We start from the raw sequence: 9,111 nt of genomic DNA on the forward strand, positions 1-9,111 counted from the left end.
CACTGGAGTACCTTCGCCTTCGGAGCGGCCGTGCGGCTCAGGCGCGGGCGTCCTGCATCCCCTCACCGCTGGGCAGTTCGTCGAGCATCACGTCGATGCGGGCGGCGCCGTCGAGGTTGACCGTCTGGCGGACGTCCGCCAGCGCCGTGAACTGGCCGTCGAGATAGAGGAACTGGATGTTGTCCGCCACGTGACGCAACGCGGCCTCGGGGCTGGGCAGCGCATGCCCCGTCTGCTGGTTTCCGTCGAGCACGTAGGCATAGCCCTGGCCCTCTTCAGTCAGCGGCCCGAGGGCGATCAGCTTCTGCTTCACGTTGCTGACATAGATTTGACCGTTGGCTGCGTAGAACGTGAACGCCTGCCGGGGAGATGCCGGCTCTCGTGGTGTGGATGCGACCATGCGTGCTTGTCTCACCGCTGCGGCCCCTCGGCTGTAGGACTGCGTCGCAGTCCTGCATTGCCTCGCTGCCGCACCGGCGTGCAATTCGCTACAGACTGCCCGCGTTCGGAAAGAACAGCTGCTCGCCGCCGATCCTGTAGCTCGCGATGGTCGATTGCCCCGCGGGCGAGATCACCCAGTCGACGAACTTCTGCGCGCCGGCACTGTTGAGCTGCGGAAACTTCGAGGGGCTCACGACCATCACGCCGTACTGATTGAAGAGCCGCTTGTCGCCTTCCACCAGCACGGCGAGGTTGGCGCGGTTCTTGAAGCTGAGCCAGGTGCCGCGGTCGGCCAGCACGTAGGCGCCGCTCGAGGCCGCCATGTTGAGGGCCGGGCCCATGCCGCAGCCGCATTCCTTGTAGCCCGCGCCCTTGCGGTCGTTGGGCAAGGGCTGGCCCGCGCCGCCCAAACCGGTCTGCGCCCACAGGCGCCGCTCGGCGGCGTCGGTGCCACTCTTGTCTCCGCGCGAAACAAAAGGCGCGTTGGCCGCTGCCACCTTCTTCAGCGCCGTGGCGATGTCCTTGCCCCTGGCCGCCGCCGGGTCGCTCTTCGGCCCGATCAGCACGAAGTCGTTGTACATGACGGCGTAGCGCTTTTCGGCGAAACCCTCGGCCACGAACTTCTCCTCGGCGGCTGTGTCGTGCACGAAAAGCACGTCGGCATCTCCGCGCCGCGCCGTGTCGATGGCCTGGCCGGTGCCCACCGCCACCACCTTCACGTCGATGCCGCTGGCCTGCCTGAAGGCCGGCAGCAGGTGCGCGAACAGGCCCGACTGCTCGGTCGACGTGGTGGACGCCATGGTGATCGTCTCGGCCCGCGCCGCGATGCTGCCCGCCGCAAGGGCGAGGGCCGCAGCCAGGAACTTGAATGCCTTCATACCAGCTCTCCTTTGACGAACAAGCGTGCTGCCTCGGGCAGCGGCCCATGGAAGAAATCGTCCACGGGCAGATCGGCCAGCACCCGCCCCTGCTCCAGGTAGATCACCCGGCTCGCGAGCCGCTTGACCTGGCCCAGGTTGTGGCTCGCGAACACCAGGGTGCGGCCATGCGCGGCCTCGGCGATGAGGGCCTCGACCTCGCGCTTGGCTGTCGGGTCGAGGCTGGCGGTCGGCTCGTCGAGCAGCAGCACGGCCGGCTTCAGCGCCCAGGCGCGCGCCAGCGCCAGGCGCTGCTGCTGCCCGCCCGACAGCGTGCGCGCGTTGCGCCCGGCGACATCGGCCAGGCCGACGCGTCCCAACGCCACCATGGCCTCGCCCAGCGCACTGCGCCACGGCACACCGCGAAGCCAGAGCGCCAGCGCGACGTTCTTGTGAACACTCATGCGCAGCATGTGCGGGCGCTGGAACAGCATGGCCTGCGCGCGCAGCGGCACCCGGCTGACGAAGGCGCCGGCCGCGTGCGGCACCAGGCCGTGCAGCACGCGCAGCAGCGTGCTCTTGCCGCTGCCGTTGGCGCCGATCAGGGCGACGCGCTCGCCGGCATCGATGGACAGCGTGATGTCGGCCAGCGCCGGCACGCGGCCGTAGCGCACGTCGATGGCGTGCAGGCTGAAGAGCGCGGTGCCTGCCAGCGCGGGTGCTTGCAGCTCGCCGTCGCTGCGCGCGGCCACCACGCGCAGGCTGGGACGAACGGCACCCGGCGCCTGGAGGCCGCTCATGGGACAACCCCTGCGCCATGGGCTGCCGTGCAACCCGATCTGCGAGCGGCCGGGCGTCTCATGCCGCGGCCTCCACTCTCCGCGGCCCCGCCGCATCGGCTGCGCCGCCATCGACACGCTCGCGCCAGCCGCGCAGCGCGCTGATCGCGAGGTTGAGCAGCAGCACCACGCCCAGCAGCACCAGGCCCAGGGCCAGGGCCAGCGGCAGGTCGCCCTTGCTGGTCTCCAACGCGATGGCGGTGGTCATGACCCGCGTGAAGCCGTCGATGTTGCCGCCGACGATCATCACCGCGCCGACCTCCGAAACCGCGCGGCCGAAGGCGGCGATCAGCACGGTGACCAGCGCATAGCGCTCGTCCCACACCAGGAGCAGTGCGCGCACCAGCCCGCGCGCGCCGAGCGAGCGCAACTGCTCGCCGTGGGCGCGGTCGGCGTCCTCGATGGCCTGGCGCGTGAGCGCCGTGACCACCGGCAGCACCAGCAGCGCCTGCGCCAGCACCATGGCCTTGAAGGAGAACAGCCAGCCCAGGAAGCCCAGCGGCCCCGAGCGCGACAGCAGCAGGTAGATCACCAGCCCCACCACCACCGAGGGCAGCGCCAGCAGCGTGTTGAGCAGCGTGAGCAGCAGCCCGCGCCCCGAGAAGCGCGCGACCGCGAGCCAGGCGCCGAGCAGCAGGCCGAACCCGCAGGCCAGCGCGCAGGCCGTGGCGCTGACCGCCAGCGAACGCCCGACGATGGCGAGCAGCACGGGGTCGCCGGAGACCAGCAGGTGCCAGGCGGCGATGGCGCTGTCGGTGAAGGTGTTCATCGGGGCGGGTGGCGTAATTCGCGCAGTATCCGAAAGGCCGATGCGCAACCTATGCAAAGGCGTGCATAGGTGCAGGACGCACTCTGCATAATCCGTCGCGCCACCTCCGGCCTTCGCTCTCAACCGCTGTGCAGCAGATCGAACTCTCCTACGCCATCGCCCCGCGCCGCAGCGGGCGCACGCTGATCCGCAACCCGCTGATGGAGCTGCTGCACGCGGTGCGCGAGCACGGCTCCATCTCGGCCGCGGCGCGGGCGCTGGGCCTGTCGTACCGCCATGTCTGGGGCGAACTCAAGCACTGGGAGCAGGCCCTGGGCCATCCGCTGGTCAGCGGCGAGCAGGGCCGCTCGGCGCAGCTTTCCGAGTTCGGCGACAAGCTGCTGTGGGCCGAACGCCAGGCGCAGGCGCGGCTGGCGCCGCAGATCGAGGCCCTGCATGCCGACCTGGAGCGCGCCTTCGCCATGGCATTCGACGACGGCCTGCACGTGCTGAGCCTGCATGCCAGCCACGACGATGCGCTGATGCTGCTGCGCGCCCACGCGGCCGAGCGCGCGCGGCTGCAACTGGACATCCGGTTCACCGGCAGCGTGGACGCGATCAGCGCGCTCAACCAGGGGCGCTGCGTGATGGCGGGGTTCCACACGCTCGAAGCACCACCGGCCGGCTCGCTCGCGCAGCGCGCCTACAAGCCGCTGCTCAAGCCCGGGCTGCACAAGCTGATCGGCTTCGCGCGCCGCACGCAGGGCCTGATCGTGGCGCCCGGCAATCCGCTGGGCCTGCGCAGCATCGGCGATGTCGTGCGGCGGCGCGCCCGCTATGTGAACCGCGCCCTCGGCACCGGCACGCGGGTGCTGCTGGACGAGCTGCTGGCGCAGGAAGGGCTGGACGCGAAAGCGCTCGAGGGCTATGCGCGCGACGAGCCCTCGCACACGGCGGTCGCCCATGCGGTGGCATCCGGGCAGGCCGATGCAGGCCTGGGCATCGAATCGGCCGCGCGCGGCGCCGACCTCGGCTTCGTGCCGCTGGTGCACGAGCGTTACCACCTGGCCTGCCTCAAGTCGGCGCTGGACCAGCCGGCGGTCGAGGCCCTGCTCGCGCTGCTGCGCAGCGCTGCCTGGCAGCACCAGCTCGGCACGCTGGCAGGCTACGAGAGCGCCGGCAGCGGCGAGGTGCAGTCGCTGAGCGCGTTGCTGCCGTGGTGGCGCTTCAAGGGGCCGAAGCGGTAGTCATTGCAGCTTGCGGTCCTCGCGCTTGGCCTCGGCCATCGCCTCGGGCTCCAGCTCCTCGGCCGAGCGGTTGAGGTGGACGAACAGGCCCCACCCCGCCAGCAGCAGCGCGACCGAACACACCAGCCCGGCGGCATAGAGCAGTTGCACGGGTTCGCCGTGCGCCCTGAAGGTTGCCACCAGCCCTTCCACCGCCAGCGCCACCGCGATGACCACGATGAAGCGCGACAGGAAGCGCCGCACGCGGGTCGGCGCGCTGATTTGCGCATCGCGCACCACCTCCTCCTCGGTGATGGTTTGCGCCACCTGCAGCGCGACCACGCCCGCGGCCAGCAGCCCGACCGCCTCGATGATCGACTCCGCCGCCGCGCGGTCGAGGCCCCGCGTGAAGGCCGACCAGCCGATGCGCGCCGACACGGCAATCAGCATCAGCGCCGCGCAGGCGAAGAGCAGGGCCATGAAGGCATGAATGCCGGAGAACACGCGCAGCAGCCATTTCATTCGCAGGCTCCATTTGTTGTTGGATGCGGCAGTGTCGCGTTCTTTGCTTCGCGCGAATGTCAGCCGGGGCGCTTTGGTTCGCGCACGAACTATTGGCGAAGACGCGCCGCCAGCTGCTGCACGCTCGCCGTCCACCGGTTCGGCTTCTCTTCCGCCCACTGTTGCGCGAGCTCGGAAGATGCGCGGTCTGTCACGCGGGTCACGGCCTGTGCCGCGCGAGGCGCGAGTGCACGAAGCTGCTCGCGCGGCGTCGCAGCCAGGCAGGGCACCACCCGTGCCCTCGGCACCGCGCCATTGCTGCCGAGCGCATTCGCGATCACTTCGGCGGCAGCCACCGCGGCGGCTCCGTCGTCGGCATCGACGAAGCTCGCGACCAGCGCCATCTCGATGGCCTCGGCGACCACGGTGGCGTCGGTGGAGCGCGCGCATTCCGCCAGGAAGTCCTGCGCGGCATCGTTGTCGAAGGCGCCTTCGCCCCAGGCACCCGCGTGCGCCGGCAAGGTCAGCATCCATGCGAGGGCGGCGATGCAGGCGCGCTTCGGCAAGTTCATGCGGCGAATTCTCCATCAGGGCCCAGGCCGGTGGTCACGCCCAGGCGCCGTGCGAGGTTCGCGGCGTCATAAGGTGCATGCACCTTGGCGTCGTTGTCGAAGTAGCAGTACACGTCGCGCCGGGATCGGCGCGGCGCCGCGCGCGCCGAGGCCTTGCGTGCATCCTTGACCTGGCGGCCATGGCGCCAGGCCTCCATGCGTGCGGCCCACTGGTCCAGCGCGGCATCGTCGTAGCCGCTCGCATAGAGCTCCTTGTCGCCATGCAGCCGCACGTAGACGAAATCGGCCGTCAGGTCCTCGAGCAGCGGCCAGCGTCCGGCCGTGTCGGCGACTACCAGTGCGATGCCGTGGCGTCGAAGCTGGGCGACAAAGGCGGGATCGACGAAGCTCGGATGGCGCACTTCCACGGCATGCCGCAGCGGCCGCTTCGCGGACCGCTTGAGCCAGCTCCGGCCCTCCATCCGCTCGTCGTGCTCGCGCGCGAGGGCCATGGCCGCACTCGTGTCGCGCGGCAGCAGCGAGAAGAAGTCTTCGAGCCGCTCAGCGTCATAGGCCATCGAAGGTGGCAGCTGCCACAGAAACGGCCCCAGCTTCGCGCGCAAGGCCAGCACCCCCGAGGCCAGGAAGTTCGCAAGCGCAATGCGTACGTCCTTGAGCCGCCGCATGTGCGTGATGTAGCGCGAACCCTTGACCGCGAACACGAAGCCGTCCGGCGTCTCGTCGTGCCAGGCGAGGTACGACTCGGGCCGCTGCAGCGAATAGAAGGAGCCGTTGAGCTCGATGGTGGGCAGCATGCGCGAGGCGAAGGCCAGCTCCTGCCGCTGCGGCATGCCCTTGGGATAGAACTTGCCGCGCCAGGGCGCATAGCGCCAGCCTGAGATGCCGATGAGGGTCTCGCCGGGTCTTCCAACCATGGTTTCGTGGCCCTGGAAAGAGAGCCTTTGCGTGCGGGCTCGGGCGGGATGCCGGGCCTCGGCGTGCGATTCTGTGCCGCGGCACGGCCTCGCCGTGAAGGACAAGGCCGCACCTGCCGCACCTGCCGCGCCCGCTAGGCCGCTTTGTCGGCGCGGGCTCCCAGCCCGAGATAGGTGTCGATGATGCGGCGGTCGTGCAAGAGCTCCGACGCCGCGCCCTGCAAGGCGACCGCGCCCATCTCCAGCACATAGGCCCGGTCCGCCACCTGCAGCGCGGCGCGGGCGTTCTGCTCGACCAGGAGCACCGACACGCCATGCTTGCGCAGCGAGGACACCACCTGCAGCACTTCGCGCACGATGAGCGGCGCCAGGCCCAGCGAAGGCTCGTCCAGCATCAGCAGGCGCGGGCGCGCCATCAGCGCACGGCCGATCGCCAGCATCTGCCGCTCACCGCCCGAGAGCGTGGAGGCCAGCTGCGCGCGACGCTCTGCGAGGCGCGGGAAGATGGCGAAGACCTCGTCCATGCGCTGGCGCTGGTCGCGCTCGCCGCGCCACCAGCGCGAGAAGCCGCCGAGCAGCAGGTTGTCCTCGACAGCCATCTCGCCGAACAGCTCGCGCTTCTCGGGCACGAGGCCCACCCCGCGCGCCACCATGGCCTCGACGCTGACGCGGGTCATGAGTTCGCCGCCGAGCAGCACCCGGCCGCGCGAAGGCAGCAGGCCCATGGCGGCGCACAGCAGCGTGGTCTTGCCGGCGCCGTTGGGGCCGATCACGGTGACGATCTCGCCGGCGTCCACGCGCAGGTCGATGTGGTGGACGGCCTCGACGGGGCCGTAGGAGACGCAGAAGTCCTCGAGCTGGAGCAGGGGGGAGGCATTCACTGGAGTACCTTCGCCTTCGGCGGCCGTGCGGCTCATGCAACCTGCTCCGCGAGGCCTTCGCTGGCGGGCTCGTCCACCCCACCCAGATAAGCATCCAGCACCTTTGGATCCCGCTGTACCTCGGCCGGCGTTCCGCGCGCGATGACCGCGCCAAACTCCAGCACCGTCACGCGGTCGGCCAGGTTCATCACGAACTCCATGTCATGTTCCACCACCAGGATCGCCAGGCCCTCGGTGCGCAACTGGTCGAGCAGGGTCGCGAGAGCGCGCTTCTCGAGGTGACGCAGTCCGGCTGCCGGCTCGTCCAGCAGCAGCACAGCGGGATGACCGGCCAAGGCGCGCGCGATCTCGACCGCGCGCTGCTGCCCCAGCGCCAGCGAGCCGGCCGGAACCTCCGCGAACTCGCCCAAGCCGCAGCGCTCGATCTGCTGCCGCGCCTGCGCAAGCAGCGCCGCCTCCTCCGCACGATCGAGCCGCAGCATCGAGGCGATCCAGCCGCGCTGGCCGCGCCGATGCGCGCCCAGCGCGACGTTCTCGATCACGCGGCGCTGGCCCAGCAGGCGCACATGCTGGAAGGTGCGGCCCAGCCCCAGCGCCGCGAAGGCACGCGAAGGCTTGCTGGTCATGGGCCGGTCCATCAGCCGCACCTCGCCTTCGGTGACATCGTCCACGCCCGAGATCATGTTGAAGAAGGTGCTCTTGCCGGCGCCGTTGGGCCCGATCAGCGCATGGATCTCTCCGGCCTTGACGTCGAGGCTGACGGCGTCGTTCGCCACCAGGCCGCCGAAGCGCTTGGTGACGGCCTTGGCCTGGAGCACGACCTGGCCGCGCGGCGGCAACGTGGTCTCGGGCAGCGCAAGCACGTGGCTCGGCGGACGCACTGCTGCAGGCTTCAGGAAGCGCCCGCCGACGCGTGCCAGCGTCGGCCACAGCCCGTCGGCGAAGCGCTGCAGCACCACCAGCATCAGCAGGCCGAACACGATCACTTCGAAGTTGCCGCTCGACCCGAGCAGCTGCGGCAGGATGTCCTGCAGCTGCTCCTTCAGCAGCGTGATCAGCGCGGCACCGAGCACCGCGCCCCACAGGTACCCGGCGCCACCGACCACCGCCATGAACAGATATTCGATGCCGATGTTGAGGTTGAAGGGCGTCGGGTTGATGAAGCGCTGCAGGTGCGCATAGAGCCAGCCGGACAGCGCCGCCAGCAGCGCCGCGAGCACGAAGACCTTGATGCGATAGCGGCCCGTGTCCACGCCCATCGACTCCGCCATCACACGCCCGCCCTTGAGCGCGCGAATGGCACGGCCTTCGCGTGAATCCAGCAGGTTGTGCAGCGCCCAGAGTGCCAGCAGCAGCACGCCCCAGATCACGAGGCCCAGCGAGCGCGGCGAGGCGAAGGAAATGCCCGCGACCGTGATCGCCGGCACGCCCGCCACGCCCGTATGGCCGCCGAGGAACTCGAGGTTGCCGAACAGGAAGTAGAAGCTCAGCCCCCAGGCGATGGTGCACAGCGGCAGGTAGTGGCCCGACAGCCGCAGCGTGATCGCGCCCAGGCCCCAGGCGATGACGAAGGTGACCACGATGCCGAACAGCAGCCCGATCCACGGCAGCAGCGCCGGGTCGATGCCTGCCAGCGCGGACGCGACCATCGGCGAGGTGCAGATCCACGCGGTCGCGTAGGCGCCGGTGCCGACGAAGGCGGCCTGCCCGAAGGAGGTCATGCCGCCGACGCCGGTCAGCATGACCAGGCCCGCCGCCACGAGTGCGTAGAGGCCGATGTAGCTGAGCACCGTGACAGAGAAGTCGGGCAGGAAGCCCCACGCCGCTGCGAGGGCGACGATGAAGGCCAGGGTGAGATGGCGCCGCGTCATTGGCAAGCCTCCTGCGGGCTTGCCGCCTTGGCTCGGGGCTCGCCGGGGTCTTGGATTTTGGGAGGACGCATGGTATTGCTCCCTCCCCCTCCGGGGGAGGGTTGGGGTGGGGGCACTCCGGCTGTCGATTCGTATGTTGCTGTTGTGTTGAGTGCGGAGCCGGGATTTCGCCCCGGCGGGCGAATTACTTTCTTTGTCTCGCCAAAGAAAGTAACCAAAGAAAGGCGACCCCACTGCGCGTGTCCCTCCGCTTCGCTACGG

Annotated in this window: 10 protein-coding genes; 1 reads left to right on the top strand and 9 read right to left on the bottom strand. The window is 69.9% G+C overall.

The annotated features are described in order from the left end of the window. Window positions 1-37 precede the first annotated feature (37 nt). The 4 genes from ACMGEZ_RS24945 to ACMGEZ_RS24960 all read right to left on the bottom strand — a co-directional run bounded on the left by ACMGEZ_RS24945 (window position 38) and on the right by ACMGEZ_RS24960 (window position 2,906). Window positions 38-400 (bottom strand): hypothetical protein, encoded by a 363-nt coding sequence (locus ACMGEZ_RS24945; RefSeq protein WP_436824964.1) that lies wholly within the window; start codon window positions 398-400, stop codon window positions 38-40. Between the two features lie 88 nt (window positions 401-488). After that, a complete protein-coding gene (locus ACMGEZ_RS24950; protein ID WP_436824965.1) occupies window positions 489-1,319 on the bottom strand; it encodes an ABC transporter substrate-binding protein in 831 nt (276 codons plus the stop codon). Next, the gene (locus tag ACMGEZ_RS24955) at window positions 1,316-2,098 is read right to left on the bottom strand and encodes an ABC transporter ATP-binding protein (RefSeq protein WP_436824966.1); all 783 of its coding nucleotides are present in this window, start codon (window positions 2,096-2,098) and stop codon (window positions 1,316-1,318) included. Before ACMGEZ_RS24955 ends, ACMGEZ_RS24950 begins: the two co-directional genes overlap by 4 nt. A 58-nt stretch (window positions 2,099-2,156) precedes the next feature. Then, window positions 2,157-2,906, bottom strand: coding sequence for an ABC transporter permease (locus tag ACMGEZ_RS24960; RefSeq protein WP_436824967.1), 750 nt, complete (start codon window positions 2,904-2,906; stop codon window positions 2,157-2,159). Window positions 2,907-3,034: 128 nt separating this feature from the next. On the opposite strand from ACMGEZ_RS24960, the gene ACMGEZ_RS24965 reads away from it, so the two are divergent. Then, window positions 3,035-4,132: a substrate-binding domain-containing protein gene (locus ACMGEZ_RS24965; protein ID WP_436824968.1), complete on the top strand. Its 1,098-nt coding sequence runs from the start codon at window positions 3,035-3,037 to the stop codon at window positions 4,130-4,132. Here ACMGEZ_RS24965 and ACMGEZ_RS24970 read toward each other — a convergent pair whose 3' ends face one another. The 5 genes from ACMGEZ_RS24970 to ACMGEZ_RS24990 form a co-directional block, all read right to left on the bottom strand. Continuing rightward, complete coding sequence (locus ACMGEZ_RS24970; protein ID WP_436824969.1) at window positions 4,133-4,633, bottom strand: hypothetical protein; 501 nt, start codon at window positions 4,631-4,633, stop codon at window positions 4,133-4,135. A gap of 89 nt (window positions 4,634-4,722) precedes the next feature. Then, the gene (locus tag ACMGEZ_RS24975; RefSeq protein WP_436824970.1) at window positions 4,723-5,184 is read right to left on the bottom strand and encodes a DUF4259 domain-containing protein; all 462 of its coding nucleotides are present in this window, start codon (window positions 5,182-5,184) and stop codon (window positions 4,723-4,725) included. Then, window positions 5,181-6,098, bottom strand: coding sequence for a DUF72 domain-containing protein (locus tag ACMGEZ_RS24980; RefSeq protein ID WP_436824971.1), 918 nt, complete (start codon window positions 6,096-6,098; stop codon window positions 5,181-5,183). The genes ACMGEZ_RS24975 and ACMGEZ_RS24980 overlap by 4 nt, the downstream gene beginning before the upstream one ends. A 134-nt stretch (window positions 6,099-6,232) precedes the next feature. After that, complete coding sequence (locus tag ACMGEZ_RS24985) at window positions 6,233-7,015, bottom strand: ABC transporter ATP-binding protein (RefSeq protein ID WP_436824972.1); 783 nt, start codon at window positions 7,013-7,015, stop codon at window positions 6,233-6,235. Further along, window positions 7,012-8,850 (bottom strand): branched-chain amino acid ABC transporter ATP-binding protein/permease, encoded by a 1,839-nt coding sequence (locus ACMGEZ_RS24990; RefSeq protein ID WP_436824973.1) that lies wholly within the window; start codon window positions 8,848-8,850, stop codon window positions 7,012-7,014. The genes ACMGEZ_RS24985 and ACMGEZ_RS24990 overlap by 4 nt, the downstream gene beginning before the upstream one ends. Window positions 8,851-9,111: the final 261 nt, after the last annotated feature.

The sequence above is a fragment of the Variovorax stachyos genome, from assembly GCF_051400855.1.
In the GTDB taxonomy this organism is placed as follows: domain Bacteria; phylum Pseudomonadota; class Gammaproteobacteria; order Burkholderiales; family Burkholderiaceae_C; genus Variovorax.